The organism is Variovorax sp. FW301-JW7 (genome assembly GCF_058788795.1).
On the sequence record NZ_JBYTBC010000007.1, the window covers coordinates 148850 to 172170 of the forward strand.

A 23321-nucleotide genomic window follows, 5' to 3' on the forward strand; every position below is an offset into this window, starting at 1 on the left:
GCTTCCCCTCACACATCCCGAAGACATGTCGACGCCTGAAGCCCCCTCCCCCCAGCTTGGCCGCTTGCTGCTGACCGGCGCCGCCGGCGGCCTGGGTCGCGTGCTGCGCGAACGGCTCGCGCCTTTTGCGAACGTGATCCGCCTTTCCGACATCGCCGACATCGCACCGGCCACGGGCGCGCATGAAGAAGTCGTGCCCTGCGACCTGTCCGACAAGGCCGCGGTCGACGCGCTGGTGGCCGGCTGCGACGCCATCGCCCATTTCGGCGGCGTGTCGGTCGAGCGCCCGTTCGAGGAAGTGCTCGAAGCCAACATCAAGGGCGTGTTCAACCTGTATGAAGCCGCGCGCCGCCACGGCGTGAAGCGCGTGGTGTTCGCCAGCTCGAACCACGTGATCGGCTTCTACAAGCAGGACGAACACATCGACGCGCACGCTGCGCGCCGGCCCGACGGCTACTACGGCCTGTCGAAGTCCTTCGGCGAGGACATGGCGCAGTTCTACTTCGACCGCTGGGGCATCGAGACGGTGAGCATCCGCATCGGCTCCTCGTTCCCCGAGCCGGCCAACCGCCGCATGATGCACACCTGGCTCAGCTACCGCGACCTCACGACGCTGATCCAGAAGTCGCTCTTCACGCCCGACGCGAAGCACACGGTGGTCTACGGCATGTCGGCCAACCGCGACCTGTGGTGGGACAACGCCGCCGCCGCGCACCTGGGCTTCGTGCCACAAGACAGCTCCGAGGTGTTCCGCGACAAGGTCGAGGCACAGCCGCCGGTGGCGCCCACCGATCCGAACGCCATCTACCAAGGCGGCGCGTTCACCGCACAAGGCCCGTTCGGCGACTGACCACGCTGCGCACCATGCAAGCCGAACTCGTTCTCGACGCACGCAACGGCACGGGCGAAAGCCCGGTGTGGCTGGCCGCGCAGCAGGCGCTGTACTGGGTCGACATTCCCGCGCGCACGCTCAACCGCTGGCACGCCGGCGAAGGCCATGCGCAGTGGCAGGCGGACGAAATGATCGCCTGCATCGCACCGCGTGCCGACCAGCCCGGCGAATGGATCGCCGGCATGGAAAGCGGCCTGTTCTCGCTGCGCCCGCGCGCCGACGGCACGCTCGCGGCCACGCCGCTCGCCCCGGTGGCGCACGCCGCGTCGGGTATGCGCTTCAACGACGGCCGCTGCGACCGGCAAGGCCGCTTCTGGGCCGGCACGATGCTGCTCGACATGGCTGCGGGCGCGCGCGTCGGCCGCCTGTACCGCCACGGCCCCGGCGACGACGGCGCAACGCTGCAACTGGACGACCTGATCGTGCCCAACGGCCTGGCCTTCAGCCCCGACGGCCGCACGATGTACCTGTCGGACTCGCACCCGAGCGTGCAGGCTGTCTGGGCCTTCGACTACGACACCGACACCGGTACGCCCCACCACCGCCGCCTGTTCGTCGACATGAATCCCCTGCCCGGCCGCCCCGATGGCGCGGCGATGGACGTCGACGGCTGCTACTGGATCTGCGGCAACGACGCCGGCCTGGTGCACCGCTTCACGCCCGACGGCCGGCTCGACCGCTCGCTCGCCGTGCCGGTGAAGAAGCCCGCCATGTGCGCCTTCGGCGGCCCGAACCTCGACACGCTGTTCGTCACCTCGATCCGCCCCGGCGGCATCGACCTGTCGGACCAGCCGCTGGCCGGCGGCGTGTTCGCGCTGCGCCCCGGCGTGGCCGGCGTGCCCGAGCCGGCCTTCGGCTGACCCCTTTCTTTCTGTTCACGACAACCACCAAGAGGACGAGACAAATGAAGCTCTACAAAACACTCATCGCACTTGCTGCCGGCGCTGCAGCCGCGTTGACCACGCTGGCTGCAGGCGCCACCGAGTTCCGCTCGGCCGACATCCACCCCGACGACTACCCCACCGTGACCGCCGTGAAGTTCATGAGCGAACGGCTCAAGGCGCTGTCCGGGGGCAAGCACAGCATCAAGGTCTTCAACAACAGCGCGCTCGGCAACGAGAAAGACACGATCGAGCAGACCAAGATCGGCGCACTGCAGATGGTGCGCGTGAACATCGCGCCCATGAACAACATCTGCGCCGAGACGCAGGTGCCGACCATGCCCTTCCTGTTCCGCTCGGTGGAGCACCTGCACAAGGTGCTCGACGGCCCGATCGGCGAAGAGATCCTGAAGTCGTGCGAGAAGCAGGGCTTCGTGGGCCTGGCCTACTACGACAGCGGCGCGCGCTCGATGTTCACGGCCAAGAAGCCCGTGCGCAACTTCGCCGACATGAAGGGCCTGAAGGTGCGCGTGCAGCAGTCCGACCTGTGGGTGTCGATGCTCGAGGCCATGGGCGCCAACGCCACGCCGATGCCCATGGGCGAGGTCTACACGGGCCTGAAGACCGGCCTCATCGACGCCGCCGAAAACAACTACCCCACCTACGAAAGCGCGCGCGCCTTCGAGGTCGCCAAGTACTACAGCAAGACCGAGCACTCGATGGCGCCCGAGATGCTGCTGTTCTCCAAGCGCGCGTGGGACAAGCTCTCCGCCGAAGAACAAGGCTGGATCCGCCAGGCCGCCAAGGAATCGGTGCCCTACATGCGCAAGCAGTGGCAGGAGCGTGAAGTGAAGTCGCTGGCCACGGTGAAGGCCGGCGGCGCCGAGATCATCGACGTCGACAAGGCCCCATTCCAGGCCGCGATGAAGCCGGTGTACGACAAGTTCATCACGGACGCGAAGCTCAAGGACCTCGTGAAGCGCGTCCAGGACACGAAGTAAACAGGGCTCGCCCCCAGGCTTCGCGCACTTCGTGACCCTGCGCCCCTGCCGGGGGCCACGAAGAGGCGGAGCCTCTCCATTTTTCGCGCTGGAAATATGTACACCAAACTTTGCCGCACGCTCGCCCGTGCCTGCATGTGGTTGGGCATCCTCGGTCTCGTCGCGGTGATCTGCGCCGTGAGCTGGCAGGTGTTCGGCCGTTACGTGCTCAACAACACCCCCACCTGGGCCGAAAGCCTCGCACTGCTGCTGGTGCTCTACGTGACCATGCTGGGCGTGGCCGTGGGCGTGCGCGACGCGGGCCACATCGGGCTTGAATCCTTCCTCGTGCTCGCACCCGACTGGCTGCGCCTGAAGATGGAATACCTCATCCACGCGCTGATCCTGCTGTTCGGCCTGGCCATGGCCTGGAACTGCGCCTCGCTCGCCGAGTCGGTGTGGGACTACAGATTGCCCACGCTGTGGATTTCCGAAGGCTGGAAGTACGTGCCCGCCGCCGTGTCCGGCGTCCTCATCGTGATGTTCTCGATCGAACACATCATCGCGCTCGCTCAAGGCCGCGAAGTCGAACCCGCCTGGGGCTGAACCTCATCATGACGACCCCTCTTCTCATTCTCTGCATCTCGTTCACGCTGCTCCTGCTGCTCGGCGTGCCGGTGGCGTTCTCGATCGGCCTGTCGGCCCTGGCCACGCTGCTGTACGAAGGCCTGCCGCTCGCGGTGGGCTTCCAGCAGATGACCTCGGGCATGGGCATCTTCTCGTTCCTGGCCATTCCCTTCTTCATCTTCGCCGGCGAGCTGATGCTCTACGGCGGCATCGCGGACCGCATCGTCAACTTCGCGCGCAACCTCGTGGGCCACGTGCGCGGCGGCCTGGGCATGTCGAACGTGGTGGCCTGCACCTTGTTCGGCGGCGTCTCGGGCTCGCCCGTGGCGGACGTCTCGGCCATGGGCGCCGTGATGATCCCGATGATGAAGAAGGAGGGTTATCACGCCGACTACGCGGTGAACGTGACGACCCACGCGGCGCTGGTCGGCGCGCTGATGCCGACGAGCCACAACCTCATCATTTACTCGCTCGCGGCGGGCGGCAAGGTGTCGATCGCGGCGCTGATCCTGGCGGCGCTGCTGCCGGCCGCCGTGCTCACACTGAGCAACCTCGCGGCCGCGTACCTCGTGGCCGTGAAGCGTGGCTACCCGGCCGGCAAGTTCCCCGGCTGGGACATCGTGGCACGCTCGTTCGCAGCAGCGCTGCCGGGCCTGTTCATCGTGGTGCTGATCCTCGGCGGCATCCTGTCGGGCATCTTCACGGCGACCGAATCGGCGGCGGTGGCGGTGCTCTATGCGCTGGCGCTCACCATCTTCGTGTACCGCACGCTGAAGTGGGAGCACTTCATCAAGGCGGCTTCGAAGGCCGTGCGCACCACGGGCGTGATCCTGCTGCTGATCGGCATCTCGAGCACCTTCGGCTACCTGATCAGCCTGTACGGCGTGGCCGAACTCACGGGCCAGATGCTGTCGCAGGTGACGACCACGCCGTGGATGATCTTCCTGCTCATCAACATCATCCTGTTCGTGCTGGGCACCTTCCTGGACATGGCCGCGACCATCCTGCTGTGCACCCCGATCTTCCTGCCCATTGCACAGCAGTACGGCATGACCTCGGTGCAGTTCGGCGTGGTGATGCTCATCAACTGCGCGCTCGGCCTGAACACGCCGCCGGTGGGTACCACCCAGTTCGTCGGCTGTGCCATCGGCGGGGTGTCGGTGGGCACGGTGATGAAGACCATCTGGCCCTTCTACGGCGCATTGATCTTCGCGCTCGGGGTCGTTACCTTCGTTCCCGCGTTTTCCACCTGGCTGCCCAGCCTCTTCATGGTGGTGAAGTAAAGACAGAAGAAAGGGCCTCCCGATGGCCGATGCGAACACCCGACCGCCGCTGTACATCCGCATCCACGCGGCCGACAACGTGGCCATCGTCGCGAACGACGGCGGCCTGAAGGCCGGCACGGCCTTCGACGACGGCCTGGTGCTGGTAGACACCGTGCCCCAGGGCCACAAGGTGGCGCTCGTCGACCTGGCCGAAGGCGACGCCATCCGCCGCTACAACGTGGTGATCGGCTACGCGCTCAAGGCGCTGCCGCGCGGCAGTTGGGTGCATGAGCGCGTGATGCGCATGCCGGTCGCGCCCGAGCTCGACGGCCTGCCCATCGCCACGGTCAAGCCCCCTGCCCTGCCGCCGCTCGAGGGCTACACCTTCGAGGGCTACCGCAACGCCGACGGCTCGGTGGGCACGCGCAACATCCTCGCGATCACGCAGACCGTGCAGTGCGTGGCCGGCGTGACCGAGTTCGCCGTGCAGCGCATCAAGGCCGAGCTGCTGCCGAAGTACCCGCATGTGGACGACGTGGTGGGGCTCGAACACAGCTACGGCTGCGGCGTGGCCATCGACGCGCCCGACGCCATCGTGCCGATCCGCACCCTGCGCAACATCAGCCTCAACCCCAACTTCGGCGGCGAGGTGATGGTCGTGAGCCTGGGCTGCGAGAAGCTGCAGCCCGAGCGGCTGCTGCCGCCCGGCACCATCCCCATCGCCGACCAGCGCGGCGCGCCCGCCGACGACCTCGACGTGGTCTGCCTGCAGGACGACGCGCACGTCGGCTTCATGTCGATGATCGATTCGGTGATGCGCCAGGCCGACGCGCACCTCACACGCCTCAACAAACGCCGGCGCGAGACCGTGCCCGCGAGCGAACTCGTCGTGGGCGTGCAGTGCGGCGGCAGCGACGCCTTCTCGGGCGTCACCGCCAACCCGGCCGTGGGTTTTTGCACCGACCTGCTGGTGCGCGCGGGCGCCACCGTGATGTTCTCGGAAGTCACCGAGGTGCGCGACGGCATCGACCAGCTCACCTCGCGCGCGGCCACGCCCGAAGTGGCCGACGCCATGATCCGCGAGATGGCCTGGTACGACGCCTACCTCGACAAGGGCCGCGTCGACCGCAGCGCCAACACCACGCCGGGCAACAAGAAAGGCGGGCTGTCGAACATCGTCGAGAAGGCGATGGGCTCGATCGTCAAGTCGGGCTCGGCGCCGATCACCGGCGTGCTCGCGCCCGGCGAGAAGGCGAAGCAGAAGGGCCTGATCTACGCCGCCACACCAGCCAGCGATTTCATCTGCGGCACGCTGCAGCTGGCGGCCGGCATGAACCTGCACGTGTTCACCACCGGCCGCGGCACGCCCTACGGGCTGGCCGAGGTGCCGGTGATCAAGGTCGCCACGCGCAGCGACCTCGCACGCCGCTGGCACGACCTGATGGACGTGAACGCCGGCCGCATCGCCGACGGCGAGGCCAGCATCGAGGACATCGGCTGGGAGATGTTCCGCCTGATGCTCGAGGTGGCCAGCGGCCGCAAGAAGACCTGGGCCGAGCACTGGAAGCTGCACAACGCGCTGGTGCTGTTCAACCCGGCACCGGTCACCTGATCGACTCACCCTCACGGAGCACAGCCATGGAAGACCTCAAGGACAAGACCGCCCTCGTCACCGGCGCCAGCACCGGCATCGGCGCCGCGGTGGCCATCGCGTTCGCCGCGCGCGGCATGCGCGTGGCCGTGCACTACAACAGCTCGGCCGATGCGGCGACCCGCGTGGTCGACACCATCCGCGCCGCCGGCGGCACGGCCTTCGCGCTGCAGGCCGACGTGCGCGACACCGCCGCGATCCGCGCCTGCGTGCAGGAAACGACGGCGCAGTTCGGCCGCATCGACGTGCTGGTGAACAACGCCGGCAGCCTGGTCAAGCGCATGCCCATCGCCGAGTTCGACGATGCGCTGTTCGACGAGGTGATGCACATCAACGCGCGCTCGGTGCTGGCCTTCTGCCGCGAGGCCGTGCCGCAGATGCGCAAGCAAGGCGGCGGCGCCATCATCAACGTGACCTCGGTGGCCGCGCGCACCGGCGGCGGGCCGGGCGCCTACCTGTACGCGGGCGCCAAGGGCTTCGTGAGCACCGCGACACACGGTCTGGCGCGGGAACTCGTGGGCGACCGCATCCGCGTGAACGCGGTGGCGCCGGGCGTGATCCAGACGCCGTTCCAGGACCGCTTCTCGACGCCCGCGATGCTCGAGACCTTCAGGACCGGCATCCCGATGGGGCGCCTGGGCACGGCCGACGAATGCGTGGGCGCCTTCCTGTACCTGGCCTCCGAGCAGCTCTCGGGCTACGTGACCGGACAGGTGCTCGAAGTGAACGGCGGGCAGTACATGCCCTGACGCCCTCGCCCTCGCCCTCGCCGGCGCCACACCACAGACAGAACAGATCAACAACGGAGACAGAGACACCATGCAAAGAAGCCAGTTCATCCGCGGCCTTGCCGCCCTTTCGGCCACCGCCGCCCTCTCGCTCGGCGGGGCCGCGCCGGCCGCGGCGCAAGCCAACGACTTCCCGAACCGCACCATCGAGCTGCTCGTGCCCTACCAGCCCGGCGGCGGCACCGACGGCCTGGCGCGCGCGTTCTCGGAAGCGAGCCGCAAGCACATCTCGCAGAGCATCGTGATCGTCAACCGCCCCGGCGCGGGTGGCGCCATCGGCTGGACCGAGGTGATCAACGCCAAGCCCGACGGCTACAAGCTCGCCGTGCTCACGGTGGAGCTGCTCACGCTGCCGCACCTGGGCCTGGCCAAGTTCAACTACGACGACTTCCAGCCGATTGCGCAGCTCAACGCCGACCCGGCCGCGATCACCGTGAAGGCCGATGCGCCGTGGAACACCATCGAAGAATTCCTCGCCGCCGCAAAGAAGTCGCCCGAGGGCATCCGCGTGGGCAACTCGGGCAACGGCTCGATCTGGCACCTGGCCGCCGCCGCGCTCGAAGACAAGACCGGCACCAAGTTCGGCCACATCCCGTTCCAGGGCGCCGCGCCCGCCGTGCTGGCGCTGCTGGGCGGTCATATCGAAGCCGTGGCCGTGAGCCCCGCCGAAGTCACGACGCACGTGCAAGGCGGCAAGCTCAAGGTGCTGATGGTGATGGCCGACAAGCGCGTGAAGGGCTTCGAGAAAATCCCGACCGCCAAGGAGCGCGGCATCGACCTGTCGATCGGCACGTGGCGCGGCCTGGGCGCGCCGAAGAACACGCCACCCGAAGTGATGGCCAAGCTGCGCGAGATCACCGCCAAGACCGCCGCCGAGCCGCTCATGCACGAGGTGATGGACAAGCAGAACCTGGGCTACGTCTACACCGACGGCGCGGTGTTCAAGGAAACGCTGGCCAAGGACAACGCCTACTTCAAGGCGCTGATCACCAAGCTCAACATCAAGCCGTGAACGCGGCACAGCAAGGACACACGGCCATGCAACGTCGCGCACTCATCCAGTCCGCCCTCGCCGCCTCGCTGGCGGCGGCCCTGCCTGCCGCCTTCGCGCAGGGCGGCAGCACCTGGCCCACCGGCAAGGCCATCACCTACCTCGTGCCCTTCCCTGCGGGCGGCACCACCGACGTGCTGGGCCGGCTCATCGGGCAGAAGCTCGGCACCGTGCTGGGCACGAGCGTGATCATCGACAACAAGGGCGGTGCCGGCGGCAGCGTGGGCTCCGAGATCGGCGCGCGCGCCGCGCCCGACGGCTTCACGCTGGTGGGCGGCACGATCAGCTCGCACGCGATCAACGTCAGCCTGTACCCCAAGCTCGCCTACGACCCGCAGAAGTCGTTCGCGCCCGTGACGCTGATCGGCACCAACCCCGTGGTGCTGGTGGTGAACCAGGCCAGCCCCTACAAGACGCTGAAGGACGTGATCGCCGCGAGCAAGGCCAAGGCCGGCGGCCTCTCGTCGGCCTCGGCGGGCACCGGCACCTCACAGCACCTGGCGCTGGAGCTGCTGGGCTACAAGTCGGGCGTGAAATTCACGCACATCCCGTACAAGGGCAGCGGCCCGGCGATCCAGGACGTGATCGGCGGCCAGGTCGACATGATGTTCGACACCACCGTGGTGGCCGGCCCGCACATCCAGAGCGGCAAGCTGCGCGCCATTGCCGTCACCTCGGCCAAGCGCCTGGCCTCGATGCCCGACGTGCCCACGGTGGCCGAGTCGGGCGTGCCCGGCCTGCAGGACTTCGAGGTGGTGTCGTGGCAGGCGATCTTCGTGCCCGCCGGTGTGCCCGCTCCCGTGGTCGAGCGCCTGCACACCGAGATCCGCAAGATCCTGGCGACGCCCGAGATGCAGGACAAGCTCAAGGGCTTCGGCATGGAGCCCGCCGACCTCACGACCGCGCAGATCGCCGCCTTCCAGAAAACGGAAGTGGAGAAGTGGGCGCAGGTGATCAAGGCAGCAGGCATCAAGGCCGACTGACCTGCCCCCGAATCCGAATCCGACCGCCTCCACACCCCCACAAGCGCCCGGTGGGCGGTGTGGTGCGGGCGGCCCCTCTGTGCCGCCGAGGAGCGCAGCGTTTCGCGGATCAGGGCTCGCAGCTGTTTGAGCCGAAGGCGAGTTCTGCGAGACCCCGCGAAACGCGAGCACCGCAGGGCAGCCGCGAAGCGGCCGGCACAGTGGGGCCGCCCGCGCCGCGCCGCCCGCCGGGCGCGCACCCGCCAGGAGCGCCAGTCCCCGCGAACCAAGGGAAGCTTCCTACGCCCCCGAGGAGAAGCGCTTTATAGAATGCCCGTCCGATTCCGCATTCCAGGCCTTTCACAACGTGTCCGATCGCTCCGCAGTTCTGCCCCAATACCTGTTCCCCAAGCAGGCCCTGACCAATTTCGCCGGCTGGGTCGCAGGCAAGGAACGAGGCGCGGTCACCACCTGGATCATTCGCCGCTTCGTTGCCAAGTACGGCGTCGACATGGGCGAGGCGCTCGAGTCCGACATCCATCACTACAAGAGCTTCAACCAGTTCTTCACGCGCGCCCTCAAGCCCGGCATGCGCCCGCTCGCGCAGGCCGACCTCGTCTGCCCCGTGGACGGCGCCATCAGCCAGTTCGGCGCCATCGAGGGCGACCAGATCTTCCAGGCCAAGGGCCACAACTACACGACCACCGCGCTGGTCGGTGGCGATGCCGCGCTGGCCGCCAAGTTCGCGCACGGCAGCTTCGCCACGCTGTACCTGAGCCCCAAGGACTACCACCGCATCCACATGCCCTGCGACGGGCGGCTGGTGCGCATGATCCACGTGCCCGGCGACCTGTTCTCGGTCAACCCGACCACCGCGCGCGGCGTGCCCGGCCTGTTCGCGCGCAACGAGCGCGTGGTGTGCGTCTTCGAATCGGCCCACGGCCCCTTCGTGCTCGTGCTCGTGGGCGCCACCATCGTGGGCAGCATGGCCACCGTGTGGCACGGCGTGGTCAACCCGCCGCGCGTGGGCGAGCTGCGCGAGTGGCACTACAACGACCAGCAGATCGACATCAAGAAAGGCGACGAGATGGGCCGGTTCTTGCTCGGCTCCACTGTCGTCATGCTGTTCCCGGCGCCTGCGCTGGCCTTCAACCCGGACTGGTCGCCCACCCGCGCGATCCGCCTGGGCGAAGCCATGGCCAACTACGCCTGATTTGTGAAGCTTTGTCTCGAAACCCGCATGCTGCATGCCTGCACAGCTATAAAACCAGTAGCATCCTGATCCTTCGCGCTATAGTCGTCGGCCAGCCAGACGGTCCATGACGACCAATCACAAACAAGAGTGCGCCGCCCCGGCCTGCCCCCGGCCGACGGTCCGCCCAGCTTCGAGGAGATGATGTCGATGAGTACCAAGGAAAACGCAGCCATCAGCCAGTTGCTCGCCCTGCTCGAAGCCCGCTATGCGCTGCGTGTGCTGTGGGCCCTGCGCGACGGCCACGCCCAGACCTTCCGGCTGCTGCAGGACAGCGTCGGCGGCATCACTCCCAACACCCTCAACACCCGCATCAAGGAATTGCGCGAAGCCGGCGTCGTGAGCCACGGCAGCGACGGCTACTGCCTCACGCTGAGCGGGCAGGACCTGCTCAAGCGCCTGTCCGACCTGCAGGCCTTCGCGGCCAAGTGGCAGCTCGGGCAGAGCAAGAAGGCCGCGGGGCCGGCCGCCGCCCAGCCGGCCGCTGCCGAGGCAGCTTCGCCTGCGGCCCCGGCGCCTTCCGAGCCTGAAGCAACACCTCCTGCCACGACGCCGTCCGGCTCCGACAACCAGGGCTGAAGCGGGGGTCCTCCGAGCCTCGGTAAACTCCGCGCCTCCGATTCCTCTCCCATTTCATCGACGCAAGGAGCGTTTCCCATGCCCACCACCCCCTCCGGCCTGCAATACGAAGACACCGAAGTCGGCACCGGCGCTGAAGCCAAGGCCGGCCACCACGTGCACGTGCACTACACCGGCTGGCTCTTCAACGACGGCGTGCAAGGCGCCAAGTTCGACTCCAGCCGCGACCGCAACGACCCCTTCGCGTTCTCGCTGGGCGCTGGCCAGGTCATCAAGGGCTGGGACGAAGGCGTCGCCGGCATGAAGATCGGCGGCAAGCGCACGCTGGTCATCCCCGCTGCACTGGGCTATGGCGCCCGCGGCGCTGGCGGCGTGATCCCCCCGAACGCCACCCTGAAGTTCGACGTCGAGCTCCTCGACGCACACTGAACTAGGCTCGCCCCCAGGCTACGCGCACTTCGTGTCGCTTCGCCAACCCCCTACCGGGGGCGACACCTGCGGCCCGGCGAAGCCGGTTCCGTGGTGTCCCACGTGAAAATCGCTTCGCGCCCACTCTTGCGGCCCTTTTGGCCGCATTTTTGCGCTTGAAAAGCCCTAGGCCAGCCCCAAGTGGCTGGCTGTGTTTGTTTTCCGGCGCACGCCGGTTCTTTGAAAAATGTCTGACCCGCAACAATCCGCACAGAATTCTCAAATGCTGCAAGGCGAGCCCAGTCCCGAAGAACTGGAGGCCGCGCAAGCCGCCAACGAAGCCGAGGCGCTCGACGCGCTGGCCGTGGCACAAGGCGAGCTGGCTGCCCTGCAGACCAAGAATGCCGAACTGGCCGACCAGTACCTGCGCGCCCAGGCCGACGTGCAGAACGCCCGCCGCCGCGCCGACGACGAGATCACCAAGGCCCGCAAGTTCGCGGTCGAAGCCTTTGCCGAGAGCCTGCTGCCGGTGACCGACAGCCTCGAAGCCGGCCTGGCCATCAAGGACGCCACGCCCGAGCAGATCCGCGAAGGCGCCGAGGCCACGCTGCGCCAGCTCAAGAGCGCGCTCGAACGCAACAAGGTGATCGAAGTGGCCCCCGCCGCCGGCGACAAGTTCGACCCGCACCTGCACCAGGCCATCTCGATGGTGCCCGCCGACCAGGACGCCAACACCGTGGTGGGCCTCCTGCAAAAGGGCTACACCATCAACGAGCGCGTGCTGCGCCCGGCGCTGGTCACCGTGGCCGCCCCGAAGTAAATCGGCACAGCCCCACAAGATTCCCACAGGAAATCCCCGCGTCATCCCTTGAATCACGCCGGGTTATCCACAAGTTCATAACAACATATTTTTCCGAATTTCAGGAGTAAGAACATGGCAAAGATCATCGGCATCGACCTCGGCACCACCAACTCGTGCGTGTCGATCATGGAAGGCAACACCACGCGTGTGATCGAGAACTCGGAAGGTGCGCGCACCACGCCGTCGATCGTCGCGTACCAGGAAGACGGTGAAGTCTTGGTCGGTGCCTCGGCCAAGCGCCAGGCCGTCACCAACCCCAAGAACACGCTGTACGCGATCAAGCGCCTGATCGGCCGCAAGTTCGAGGAGAAGGAAGTCCAGAAGGACATCGACCTGATGCCCTACACCATCGCCAAGGCCGACAACGGCGACGCATGGGTGGAAGTGCGCGGCAAGAAGATGGCCCCGCAACAGGTCAGCGCCGACATCCTGCGCAAGATGAAGAAGACCGCCGAAGACTACCTCGGCGAAACCATCACCGAAGCCGTGATCACGGTGCCGGCGTACTTCAACGACGCACAGCGCCAGGCCACGAAAGACGCCGGCCGCATCGCGGGCCTGGACGTCAAGCGCATCATCAACGAACCCACCGCTGCTGCCCTGGCCTTCGGCCTGGACAAGCAGGACAAGGCCGACCGCAAGATCGCCGTGTATGACCTGGGCGGCGGTACCTTCGACGTGTCGATCATCGAGATCGCGGACGTCGACGGCGAGAAGCAGTTCGAAGTGCTGTCGACCAACGGCGACACCTTCCTGGGCGGCGAAGACTTCGACCAGCGCATCATCGACTACATCATCGGCGAGTTCAAAAAGGAACAAGGCGTCGACCTGGGCAAGGACGTGCTGGCCCTGCAGCGCCTGAAGGAAGCCGCTGAAAAGGCCAAGATCGAGCTGTCGAACAGCGCGCAGACCGACATCAACCTGCCGTACATCACGGCCGATGCCTCGGGTCCGAAGCACCTGAACATCAAGCTCACCCGCGCCAAGCTGGAAAGCCTGGTCGACGAGCTGGTCGAGCGCACCATCGCGCCTTGCCGCCTGGCCATCAAGGACGCCGGCATCAGCGTGAACGACATCAACGACGTGATCCTGGTCGGCGGCATGACCCGCATGCCCAAGGTGCAGGAAAAGGTGAAGGCCTTCTTCGGCAAGGAGCCGCGCAAGGACGTGAACCCCGACGAAGCCGTGGCTGTCGGCGCCGCCATCCAGGGCCAGGTGCTCTCGGGCGACCGCAAGGACGTGCTGCTGCTCGACGTGACCCCGCTGTCGCTCGGCATCGAGACCATGGGCGGCGTGATGACCAAGATGATCACGAAGAACACCACGATCCCGACCAAGTTCGCGCAGACCTTCTCGACCGCCGAAGACAACCAGCCGGCCGTGACGATCAAGGTGTTCCAGGGCGAGCGTGAAATCGCTTCGGGCAACAAGGCCCTGGGCGAGTTCAACCTCGAGGGCATTCCGCCGGCATCGCGCGGCACGCCGCAGATCGAGGTGAGCTTCGACATCGACGCCAACGGCATCCTGCACGTCGGCGCCAAGGACAAGGGCACTGGCAAGGAAAACAAGATCACCATCAAGGCGAACTCGGGCTTGAGCGAAGACGAGATCCAGAAGATGGTGAAGGACGCCGAGCTGAACGCCGAAGACGACAAGAAGAAGCTCGAACTCGTGCAGGCGCGCAACCAGGGCGAAGCCATGGTGCACAGCGTGAAGAAGTCGCTCGGCGAGCACGGGGCCAGCCTCGAAGCCGCCGAGAAGGACGCGATCGAAGCCGCGATCAAGGACGTCGAGGAAGCCCTCAAGGGTGAAGACAAGACCGCGATCGAGGAAAAGACCAACACGCTGATGACCGCGAGCCAGAAGCTCGGCGAGAAGATGTATGCCGAATCGCAGGCCGCCGCGGCCAGCGCCTCGGCAGCCACCGGCCCGGCAGGCGCGGAAGCTGCGGCCCATGCCCAGGCTGACGACAACGTGGTCGACGCCGAAGTCAAGGAAGTGAAGAAGGGCTGATCCCCTGCCCTTCATGCAAGGCTGGAACACCTGAACAGGTGCTCCAGCCTTTCTCGCTTCCAGTTCCCCGAGTTCCCGCCGCCCGACCGAATCTGCTGCCATGGCCACCAAACGCGACTACTACGAAACCCTCGGCGTTCCCAAGAACGCGAACGAGGACGAAATCAAGAAGGCTTATCGCAAGCTTGCGATGAAGCACCACCCCGACCGCAACCACGGCGACACCAGCAAGGACGCCGAGGCCAAGTTCAAGGAGGTGAAGGAAGCCTACGAGATGCTGTCGGACGGCCAGAAGCGCGCCGCCTACGACCAGTACGGCCATGCCGGCGTCGACCCCAACATGCGCGGCGGCCCCGGCGCGGAAGGCTTCGGCGGCTTCGCGGAAGCCTTCGGCGACATCTTCGGCGACGTGTTCGGCGGTGGCGGCCGTGGCCGCACCAGCAGTGGACGCCAGGTGTTCCGCGGCAGCGACCTGAGCTACGCGATGGAAGTCACGCTCGAGGAAGCCGCGGAAGGCAAGGACGCCCAGATCCGCATCCCGAGCTGGGACGACTGCGGCACCTGCCACGGCTCCGGCGCCAAGCCCGGCACCAAGCCCATCACCTGCACCACCTGCCACGGCGCGGGCGCCGTGCAGATGCGCCAGGGCTTCTTCAGCGTGCAGCAGACCTGCCCGACCTGCCACGGCAGCGGCAAGATCGTTCCCGACCCGTGCACCGTGTGCCACGGCCAGGGCAAGATCAAGAACAACAAGACGCTCGAAGTGAAGATCCCGGCCGGCATCGACGACGGCATGCGCATCCGCAGCACCGGCAATGGCGAGCCCGGCACCAACGGCGGGCCGCCCGGCGACCTGTACATCGAGATCCGCCTCAAGAAGCACGACCTGTTCGAGCGCGACGGCGACGACCTGCACTGCGTGGTGCCCGTGAGCGTCACCACCGCGGCGCTCGGCGGCGAGATCAACGTGCCGACGCTCAAGGGCGCAGCCGCCATCGACATTCCCGACGGCACCCAGAGCGGCAAACAGTTCCGCCTGCGCGGCAAGGGCATCAAGGGCGTGCGTTCGAGCTACCCGGGCGACCTGTACTGCCACGTGCGCGTGGAAACGCCGGTGAAGCTCACCGAGCACCAGCGCAAGCTGCTCAAGGAACTCGACGAATCGCTCAAGAAGGGTGGCGAGAAGCACAGCCCGACCGACAAGGGCTGGTTCGACAAGGCCAAGGAATTCTTCAGCTGATATTGCTGCCGACGCGCTGACGACGCTCGTCAGCGACGGGCCGACGCCCTGTCGGCCCGCTGCGTGCCCTCTTTCGGCCGCCTCCGCCCTCCGGCGGCGCGCCAGGCACGCGAACGGTGCTCCCCGCACCGTTGCGGAACGCCGCCGACCGGCGCCCGCGTTGCCTTCCCACGTTGCCATGCGCCCGCCACCCGCCACAGGAGTGGCGCGGGGATTGCTTTAATGTTTTTTTGGATATGCAATAAACCAAACGACAGGTCGCGCGTTATTGCTGAAAGGCATCGGCTTTATTGAACCCGGGTTCAATTAGGAAAGGTGTTCGCCACAGAATTTCAATGAGGACGATAGCCATTCGGCATAGTCATTTCATCCGGGGACAATTACGCGAGCGCGAGCTTTTCAATTTAACAGAAACGCGAATAGAAGTTCCTTGTTTTCCGAGGAACTTTACTCGGCAGAGGGGTTCAGAATAAATAAAACATTTGCCCGGTTCATTCTTTGCTTTATGCTGATTGAACCGATTGTGTAGACAGTGTGTAAGGGAGTTTTCCACGGCATACGGCCATGGGCGGGGCCCCTCTTCCAAGAGGAGCGACGCAGTCTCTGGCTGTAGGCATCGGGGTCAAAAGCCCCGCCGACCTGAAGGAGGCGCGACCATGGACGTGATCAGCAACTTTGCAGCCCGCTACGAACGCACCCGCGAGGAAGTTCTCTCGCTGCAGGAATATCTGGATATCTGCAAACGCGATCCGACGGCATATGCAACGGCCTCCGAACGAATGCTTCAGGCCATTGGCGAGCCGGAACTGGTAGATACCCGCAATGACCCCCGGCTTTCGCGGATCTTCGCGAACAAGGTCATCAAGATCTATCCGGCGTTCAAGGAGTTCTATGGCATGGAAGATGCCATCGAGCAGGTGGTGTCCTATTTCCGCCACGCCGCACAGGGCCTGGAAGAAAAGAAGCAAATCCTTTACCTGCTGGGCCCCGTCGGCGGCGGCAAGAGCTCGATCGCCGAGCGCCTGAAGCAGCTCATGGAGCACGTGCCCTTCTATGCGATCCACGGCTCCCCGGTGAACGAGTCGCCTCTCGGGCTGTTCGACACCCTCGAGGACGGCGAGATCCTCGAGAAAGAGTTCGGCATCCCCGTGCGCTACCTGAACCGCATCCTGTCGCCCTGGGCCGTGAAGCGGCTCGAGGAGTACGGCGGCGACATCCGCCAGTTCAAGGTGGTCAAGCGCTACCCCTCGGTGCTGCGCCAGATCGCGGTCGCCAAGACCGAGCCGGGCGACGAGAACAACCAGGACATCTCTTCACTGGTCGGCAAGGTCGACATCCGCAAGCTCGAAACCTACGCCCAGGACGACCCGGACGCCTACGCCTACTCCGGCGGCCTGTGCCTCGCGAACCAGGGCCTGCTCGAGTTCGTGGAAATGTTCAAGGCGCCCATCAAGGTGCTGCATCCGCTGCTCACGGCCACGCAGGAAAGCAACTTCAAGGGCACCGAAGGCTTCGGCGCCATTCCCTTCGACGGCATCGTGCTGGCCCACAGCAACGAGAGCGAATGGAAGGCGTTCCGCAACAACAAGAACAACGAGGCTTTCCTCGACCGGATCTACATCGTGAAGGTGCCGTACTGCCTGCGCGCCTCCGAAGAGATCAAGATCTACGAGAAGCTGGTGCGCAACTCCTCGCTGGCCAAGGCCCCGTGCGCGCCCGGCACCTTGCGCATGATGGCGCAGCTGTCGGTGCTCACGCGCCTGAAGGAGCCCGAGAACTCCAGCACCTTCAGCAAGATGCAGGTGTACGACGGCGAGAACCTGAAGGACACCGACCCCAAGGCCAAGTCGATCCAGGAGTACCGCGACTACGCAGGTGTCGACGAGGGCATGAGCGGCGTCTCCACGCGCTTCGCCTTCAAGATCATCTCCAAGGTCTTCAACTTCGACAGCACCGAGGTGGCCGCCAACCCGGTGCACCTGATGTACGTGCTCGAACAGCAGATCGAGCGCGAGCAGTTTCCGCCGGAAACCGAGCAGAAGTACATCAGCTACATCAAGGAGCTGCTGGCACCGCGCTATGCCGAGTTCATCGGCAAGGAAATCCAGACCGCCTACCTGGAAAGCTACAGCGAGTACGGCCAGAACATCTTCGACCGCTACGTGACCTACGCCGACTACTGGATCCAGGACCAGGAGTTCCGCGACGTGGACACCGGCGAAGTGTTCGACCGCGCCTCGCTCAACGGCGAACTCGAGAAAATCGAGCGGCCCGCCGGCATCGGCAACCCGAAGGACTTCCGCAACGAGATCGTCAACTTCGTGCTGCGCGCACGGGCCGGCAACGCGGGGCGCAACCCGGCGTGGACCAGCTACGAGAAGCTGCGCGCGGTCATCGAGAAGAAGATGTTCTCCAACACCGAAGAACTGCTGCCGGTGATCAGCTTCAACACCAAGAGCAGTGCCGACGAGCAGAAGAAGCACGAAGACTTCGTGACCCGCATGGTCGAGAAGGGCTACACGGCCAAGCAGGTGCGCCTGCTCTGCGAGTGGTACCTGCGCGTGCGCAAGAGTTCATAGCGGACAGCGGGAACAACGGGCGCGTGCGAAGAACCTAACAACCAACGCACCGCCCACCGTTTTGCAAGGAGCTTTGAAAACATCGTGGCCATCCTGCAGCAGATCATCGATCGCCGGCTCTCGGGCAAGAACAAGTCCATCGGCAACCGCGAGCGCTTCCTTCGGCGCTACAAGGGCCAGATCCAGGAGGCGGTGCGGCGCGCGGTCAGCGGGCGCAACATCCGCGAACTGGAGCAAGGCGAAGACGTGACCTTGCCGCGCCACGATGTCTCCGAGCCGGTGTTCGGCCATGCGCGCGGCGGCGACCGCGAGTACGTGCACCCGGGCAACCAGGAGTACCTCAAGGGCGACCGCATCGCGCGCCCCGAGGGCCAGGGCGGCGGCGGCTCGGGCAGCGGCGAGGCCAGTGACAGCGGTGAAGGCGAAGACGACTTCGTCTTCCGCCTCACGCGCGAGGAGTTCATGCGCGTCTTCTTCGACGACCTCGCGCTGCCGCACCTCATCCGCACCCAGATCGCCGAAGTGCCCGAGTGGAAGAGCCACCGCGCCGGCTTCACCAGCGACGGCTCGCCCAACAACCTGCACGTGGTGCGCTCCATGCGCGGCGCGCTCGCGCGGCGCATTGCGCTGGGCGGCGAACCACGCAAGGAACTCAAGCGCCTGGAGGCGCACCTCCTGGTCCTGAAAGCGCATCCGCAGGTCGAGACCGCGCTGATCCAGAAGGAAATCCGCGAGACCGAGGACCTCATCGCCGAGCTGCGCCGCACCATGCGGCACGTGCCCTACATCGACCCGATCGACCTGCGCTACCGCAACCGCGTGAAGACGCCCGTGCCCAGCGCCAAGGCCGTGATGTTCTGCCTCATGGACGTGTCGGGCTCGATGGACGAGGCGCGCAAGGACATGGCCAAGCGCTTCTTCATGCTGCTGTACCTGTTTCTCACGCGGCACTACGAGCGCATCGACCTCGTATTCCTGCGCCACCACACGCAGGCGCAGGAAGTGACCGAGGAAGAGTTCTTCCACGCCACCGAAACCGGCGGCACCGTGGTGTCGAGCGCGCTGGTGCTCATGGACGAGATCGTCAAGGCCCGCTACGCCAGCGGCGAATGGAACGTGTACGGCGCCCAGGCCAGCGACGGCGACAACTGGCACCAGGACAGCGGTCGCTGCCGCGAACTGCTGGTCGACAACATCCTGCCCGTGGTGCGCTACTACGCCTACGTGCAGGTGGCCGAGACCGAGCAGAACCTGTGGCAGGAGTACCAGCAGCTCGAAGGCGTGGCGCCCAACTTTGCGATGCGCAAGGTATCGGACGCGCAGGACATCTACCCGGTGTTCCGCGACCTGTTCAAGAAGGAAGGGGTGCCCGCATGATCACCACCACCGAACGCGCGCCCGGGGCGCCTGTCCTGCCGCGCAGCACCGACCTCCCCACCTCCCGCCTCGAACGCCTGCCCAGCCCGTCCGACTGGACCTTCGAGCTCATCGAGACGTACCACACCGAGATCGCCAAGACCGCGAGAAGCTTCGGCCTGGACACCTACCCGAACCAGCTCGAGGTGATCACGGCCGAGCAGATGATGGACGCCTACGCCAGCGTGGGCATGCCCATGATCTACAGGCACTGGTCGTACGGCAAGCAGTTCATTTCCACCGAGAAGAACTACAAGCGCGGCCACATGGGGCTGGCCTACGAGATCGTCATCAACTCCGATCCGTGCATTGCCTACCTCATGGAAGAAAACACCATGGCCATGCAGGCCCTGGTGATTGCCCACGCGGCCTACGGGCACAACAGCTTCTTCAAGGGCAACTACCTGTTCCGCATGTGGACCGATGCGTCGTCGATCATCGACTACCTCGTCTACGCGCGGCACTACATCGCCGAGTGCGAGGAGCGCCACGGCCTCGATGCCGTGGAAGACCTGCTCGACTCCTGCCATGCGCTCATGAACTACGGCGTCGACCGCTACCGCCGTCCGCAGAAGCGTTCGCTGGCGCAAGAGAGCGCACAGCGCACCGACCGCGAGCGCCACATGCAGCAGCAGGTGAACGACCTGTGGCGCACGCTGCCGCGCAAGAGCGAACAGGCCGCCGAGTCGGAAGCCGCGCGCCGCTTTCCGCCCGAGCCGCAAGAGAACCTGCTCTATTTCATCGAGAAGAACGCCGCCCTGCTCGAACCGTGGCAGCGCGAGGTGGTGCGCATCGTGCGCAAGATCGCGCAGTACTTCTACCCGCAGCGCCAGACCCAGGTCATGAACGAAGGCTGGGCCACCTTCTGGCACTACACGCTGCTCAACACCATGTACGACCGCGGCCAGCTGGACGACGGCTTCATGATGGAATGGCTCAGCTCGCACACCAGCGTGGTGTTCCAGCCGCCCGTGGGCCACCGCGCCTACAGCGGCATCAACCCGTATGCGCTGGGCTTCAAGATGTTCACCGACCTGCGCCGCGTCTGTGAAAAGCCGACGGAAGAAGACCGCCGCTGGTTCCCCGACTTCGCGGGCACCGACTGGGTCAAGACGCTCGACTACGCGATGCGCAACTTCAAGGACGAGAGCTTCGTCGGCCAGTTCCTGAGCCCGAAGACGATGCGCGATTTCCGCCTGTTCTCGATCCGCGATTTCCAGAGCGAATCGGAGCTCGAGGTGTCGGCGATCCACGACGACAGCGGCTACCAGGCGCTGCGCGAGTCGCTGTCACGCCAGTACGACATCGGCAACCGCGAGCCCGACATCCAGGTCTGGAGCGTGGCCACGCGCGGCGACCGCTCGCTCACGCTGCGCCACACGCAGCGCAACAACCTGCCGCTGAACGACAACGCCGAAGAAGTGCTGAAGCACGTCGCAAGGCTCTGGGGCTTCGACGTGCACCTGGAAAGCGTCGACAGCGCAGGCCGGGTCAGCCGCAGCTGGAAGGCTGCCGCGCCGAAGCAGAACTACTGAAGAAGGGTCAGGGCACCAGCGCGGCGATGGCCAGCGTGTAGCCCTTCACCCCGAGCCCCACGATGATCCCGCGCGCCGCAGGCGAGATGTACGAGTGGTGGCGAAACTCCTCACGCGCATGCACGTTCGAGATGTGCAGCTCGATCAGCGGCACGCTCGCGCCCTTGATGGCGTCGTGCAGCGCGATCGACGTGTGGGTGTAGGCACCCGGGTTCATCACCACGCCCAGCATATTGCCGGCGGCCACTTCGCGGCCCGCCTCCTGGACCCAGTCGATCAGCACACCTTCGTGGTTCGACTGGCGGCATTCGATCTCCACGCCGAGTTTCGCGCCCGTCTCCTTGCACAGGCGTTCGACGTCGGCGAGCGTGTCGCGGCCGTACTGTTCGGGCTCGCGCGTGCCGAGCAGGTTGAGGTTGGGGCCGTTGAGAACGAGGATTTTCTTCATGATGAATCGGTGAAGGAAGCAACCGGATACCGGCAGATGGCCAAGATTATGGGCGCGCCGCCGACCGCGCCCGCCGTACAGGTGACGACGCCGCCGTCGACCCCACGTAATGGTTGTACGACCCGATGTCCGCCACGCAGCGCGCCATCAGGTCGACGAATGCCCGCAGCTTCTGCCCCATGTAGCGCTGCCGCTGGTAGGCGCAGTACAGCCGCCGCGCCTCCGGCGGCCACTGCAGCAGCACCGGCACCAGCACGCCCTGCGCCACCTCGGGGCCGGCAAAGAACACCGGCAGCGGCGCAATGCCCAGGCCGTCGATGCAGAAAGTCTTCATCACCCAGTGGTCGTTGGTCTCGAAGGCCGGCTCCGTGCGCACCACATGGCGCCCCGAGGCCTGCTGCGACACCAGCCGCAGCGGCGACGGCGGGCCCGAGGGCTCGCGCATCGCGATCATCCGGTGCTGCGCCAGCGTCTCGGGCGCCTGCGGCGTGCCGTGCCGCGCCAGGTACTGCGGGCTGGCGTACAGGCCGTAGGCCAGCCGGCCCAGCAGCTTGGCGACCAGGTCCGGCAGATCGGGCGGCGCCGAGCCTACATAGCAGTCGACCTCGCCGATCTGCGGGGCCTGGGCGCCGTTCGCCACGTCGAGCTGGCAGCGCACGTTCGGGTGCGATTCCAGAAAGATCCGCACCACATGGCAGACGAAGGAGGTGCTGAACTGCGTGTCCGACAGCAGCGTGAGCCGCCCCGACACCCCGCCGGTGAGCTCCTGCACCTCGGTGCGCGCCGTTTCCAGCCGGCCGCTCACCTCGCCGAGCAGCCCCTCGCAGCGTGCGAAGAACGCACGCCCGGCCTCCGTGGGCGCAATGCGGCGCGAGCTGCGCAGCAGCAGTTGGGCGCCCAGCAGTTCCTCCAGCCGCGTGAGCTGCCGGCTCAGCGTCGCCTTCGACACGCCCGACAGGCTCTCGGCCTTGGTGAGGCTGCCGCTCTTCATCACGAGCACGAAGGCCTCGACCAGCGCGAGGTCGATGCGCCCGGCCGTCATGGACGCCACCGCCGCGCGGGCCGTCGTTGCAGGAATGAAAAGGAGCGTCTTGGCATGGGGCTTTCATCGGTGCGGCGGACACGCTACGGTAGGCGGCACCGCCGACAAGGGCATGGCCGATGCTATGCCGATTCGCGGCGCCCTTCCCCGCTGCCCCACGATCAAGACCCATGAATCCCTCAGCCACCTGGCATCCCGTCACGCCCTCCGCCGAGGTGCGCGCCGGCGCCAACATCGTCGCCGGCTTTGCGCAAGGCCAGGAGCTCGCGCTGTGGCGCGCGGCCGATGGCGCGCCGCAGGCCTGGGAGAACCGCTGCCCGCACCGCAGCGTGCGCTTCACGCTCGGCCAGGTGACCGGCGGCGACCGCCTGGCCTGCGCGTACCACGGCTGGCAGTACGAGGCCGGCAGCGGCGCCTGCGTGCGCATCCCGGCGCACCCGGCCATGCCGGCACCGCGCAATGTCTGCGCCAAGGTGTTCGCCACGGCGGATGCGGCGGGCATGCTGTGGGTACGCCTGGAAGCCGACGGCCCGCCGGCACCGACCGAACTGGCCGATGTCGTTCCCGCGGGCTGGCACCTCGCCCGCACGCTGACGCTGCGCGTCCCCGCATCCGAAGCCCGCGACGCACTGGCACAACATGGCTTCGCATCGACAGGAACGCCCGATGCATGGCAAGGCACGCTGGGCGAATCGCCCGTCGCCGCGCTGCTGCTCGACGCCCAGCCGCAGCTGAGCTTCCTGCACCTGTGGACCGACGCAGCCCCCGGCTCCGACGCGATGGCCCGGGTGCACCGCGCGGCGCGCCAGCTGCGCAGCGACATCGAAGCCGCTGCATCGCACTAGAAGAA

21 protein-coding genes are annotated in these 23321 nt (G+C 66.3%); 19 read left to right on the top strand and 2 right to left on the bottom strand.

Going from position 1 to position 23321, the window contains the following annotated elements; translation table 11 throughout:
- Positions 1 to 25: 25 nt before the first annotated feature.
- From AC3WQM_RS20120 to AC3WQM_RS20205, 18 genes are all read left to right on the top strand, one after another.
- Positions 26 to 850: an NAD-dependent epimerase/dehydratase family protein gene (locus tag AC3WQM_RS20120; protein ID WP_492681128.1), complete on the top strand. Its 825-nt coding sequence runs from the start codon at positions 26 to 28 to the stop codon at positions 848 to 850.
- 14 nt (positions 851 to 864) lie between these two features.
- The gene (locus AC3WQM_RS20125) at positions 865 to 1752 is read left to right on the top strand and encodes an SMP-30/gluconolactonase/LRE family protein (RefSeq protein ID WP_492681130.1); all 888 of its coding nucleotides are present in this window, start codon (positions 865 to 867) and stop codon (positions 1750 to 1752) included.
- A gap of 44 nt (positions 1753 to 1796) precedes the next feature.
- Complete coding sequence (locus AC3WQM_RS20130) at positions 1797 to 2774, top strand: TRAP transporter substrate-binding protein (protein ID WP_489057487.1); 978 nt, start codon at positions 1797 to 1799, stop codon at positions 2772 to 2774.
- A gap of 96 nt (positions 2775 to 2870) precedes the next feature.
- Entirely contained in the window at positions 2871 to 3359 is a 489-nt protein-coding gene (locus AC3WQM_RS20135) for a TRAP transporter small permease (RefSeq protein ID WP_062470671.1), read from the top strand.
- A gap of 8 nt (positions 3360 to 3367) precedes the next feature.
- The gene (locus AC3WQM_RS20140) at positions 3368 to 4663 is read left to right on the top strand and encodes a TRAP transporter large permease (protein WP_492681132.1); all 1296 of its coding nucleotides are present in this window, start codon (positions 3368 to 3370) and stop codon (positions 4661 to 4663) included.
- Between the two features lie 22 nt (positions 4664 to 4685).
- The gene (gene garD, locus AC3WQM_RS20145) at positions 4686 to 6257 is read left to right on the top strand and encodes a galactarate dehydratase (protein WP_492681134.1); all 1572 of its coding nucleotides are present in this window, start codon (positions 4686 to 4688) and stop codon (positions 6255 to 6257) included.
- A gap of 26 nt (positions 6258 to 6283) precedes the next feature.
- Positions 6284 to 7045 (top strand): SDR family NAD(P)-dependent oxidoreductase, encoded by a 762-nt coding sequence (locus tag AC3WQM_RS20150; protein ID WP_159277605.1) that lies wholly within the window; start codon positions 6284 to 6286, stop codon positions 7043 to 7045.
- 70 nt (positions 7046 to 7115) lie between these two features.
- Positions 7116 to 8096: a tripartite tricarboxylate transporter substrate binding protein gene (locus AC3WQM_RS20155; protein ID WP_492681136.1), complete on the top strand. Its 981-nt coding sequence runs from the start codon at positions 7116 to 7118 to the stop codon at positions 8094 to 8096.
- Positions 8097 to 8122: 26 nt separating this feature from the next.
- Entirely contained in the window at positions 8123 to 9118 is a 996-nt protein-coding gene (locus tag AC3WQM_RS20160) for a Bug family tripartite tricarboxylate transporter substrate binding protein (protein WP_492681138.1), read from the top strand.
- Positions 9119 to 9464: 346 nt separating this feature from the next.
- Positions 9465 to 10310: an archaetidylserine decarboxylase gene (asd, locus tag AC3WQM_RS20165; protein WP_492681140.1), complete on the top strand. Its 846-nt coding sequence runs from the start codon at positions 9465 to 9467 to the stop codon at positions 10308 to 10310.
- A gap of 189 nt (positions 10311 to 10499) precedes the next feature.
- Entirely contained in the window at positions 10500 to 10928 is a 429-nt protein-coding gene (locus AC3WQM_RS20170; RefSeq protein WP_307694265.1) for a winged helix-turn-helix transcriptional regulator, read from the top strand.
- Between the two features lie 78 nt (positions 10929 to 11006).
- Positions 11007 to 11357: an FKBP-type peptidyl-prolyl cis-trans isomerase gene (locus AC3WQM_RS20175; RefSeq protein ID WP_099796131.1), complete on the top strand. Its 351-nt coding sequence runs from the start codon at positions 11007 to 11009 to the stop codon at positions 11355 to 11357.
- Positions 11358 to 11583: 226 nt separating this feature from the next.
- The gene (gene grpE / locus AC3WQM_RS20180; RefSeq protein WP_159272622.1) at positions 11584 to 12156 is read left to right on the top strand and encodes a nucleotide exchange factor GrpE; all 573 of its coding nucleotides are present in this window, start codon (positions 11584 to 11586) and stop codon (positions 12154 to 12156) included.
- 114 nt (positions 12157 to 12270) lie between these two features.
- Entirely contained in the window at positions 12271 to 14211 is a 1941-nt protein-coding gene (gene dnaK, locus AC3WQM_RS20185; protein ID WP_487849290.1) for a molecular chaperone DnaK, read from the top strand.
- A 100-nt stretch (positions 14212 to 14311) separates the two neighbouring features.
- Entirely contained in the window at positions 14312 to 15451 is a 1140-nt protein-coding gene (gene dnaJ, locus AC3WQM_RS20190) for a molecular chaperone DnaJ (RefSeq protein WP_095744576.1), read from the top strand.
- A 656-nt stretch (positions 15452 to 16107) separates the two neighbouring features.
- Positions 16108 to 18030 (top strand): PrkA family serine protein kinase, encoded by a 1923-nt coding sequence (locus AC3WQM_RS20195; protein ID WP_101492107.1) that lies wholly within the window; start codon positions 16108 to 16110, stop codon positions 18028 to 18030.
- An 84-nt stretch (positions 18031 to 18114) separates the two neighbouring features.
- The gene (locus AC3WQM_RS20200) at positions 18115 to 19407 is read left to right on the top strand and encodes a YeaH/YhbH family protein (protein WP_492681142.1); all 1293 of its coding nucleotides are present in this window, start codon (positions 18115 to 18117) and stop codon (positions 19405 to 19407) included.
- Positions 19404 to 20981: a SpoVR family protein gene (locus AC3WQM_RS20205; RefSeq protein WP_492681144.1), complete on the top strand. Its 1578-nt coding sequence runs from the start codon at positions 19404 to 19406 to the stop codon at positions 20979 to 20981. Before AC3WQM_RS20200 ends, AC3WQM_RS20205 begins: the two co-directional genes overlap by 4 nt.
- Positions 20982 to 20988: 7 nt before the next feature.
- On the opposite strand, the gene aroQ is transcribed toward AC3WQM_RS20205, so the two are convergent.
- Positions 20989 to 21429: a type II 3-dehydroquinate dehydratase gene (gene aroQ / locus AC3WQM_RS20210; RefSeq protein WP_062470706.1), complete on the bottom strand. Its 441-nt coding sequence runs from the start codon at positions 21427 to 21429 to the stop codon at positions 20989 to 20991.
- Between the two features lie 46 nt (positions 21430 to 21475).
- Positions 21476 to 22471, bottom strand: a complete 996-nt coding sequence (locus AC3WQM_RS20215; RefSeq protein WP_492681146.1) for a LysR family transcriptional regulator — start codon at positions 22469 to 22471, stop codon at positions 21476 to 21478.
- A 170-nt stretch (positions 22472 to 22641) separates the two neighbouring features.
- Between AC3WQM_RS20215 and AC3WQM_RS20220 the strand changes: the two genes are divergently transcribed.
- Positions 22642 to 23316, top strand: coding sequence for a Rieske 2Fe-2S domain-containing protein (locus tag AC3WQM_RS20220; protein ID WP_492681148.1), 675 nt, complete (start codon positions 22642 to 22644; stop codon positions 23314 to 23316).
- Positions 23317 to 23321 lie beyond the last annotated feature (5 nt).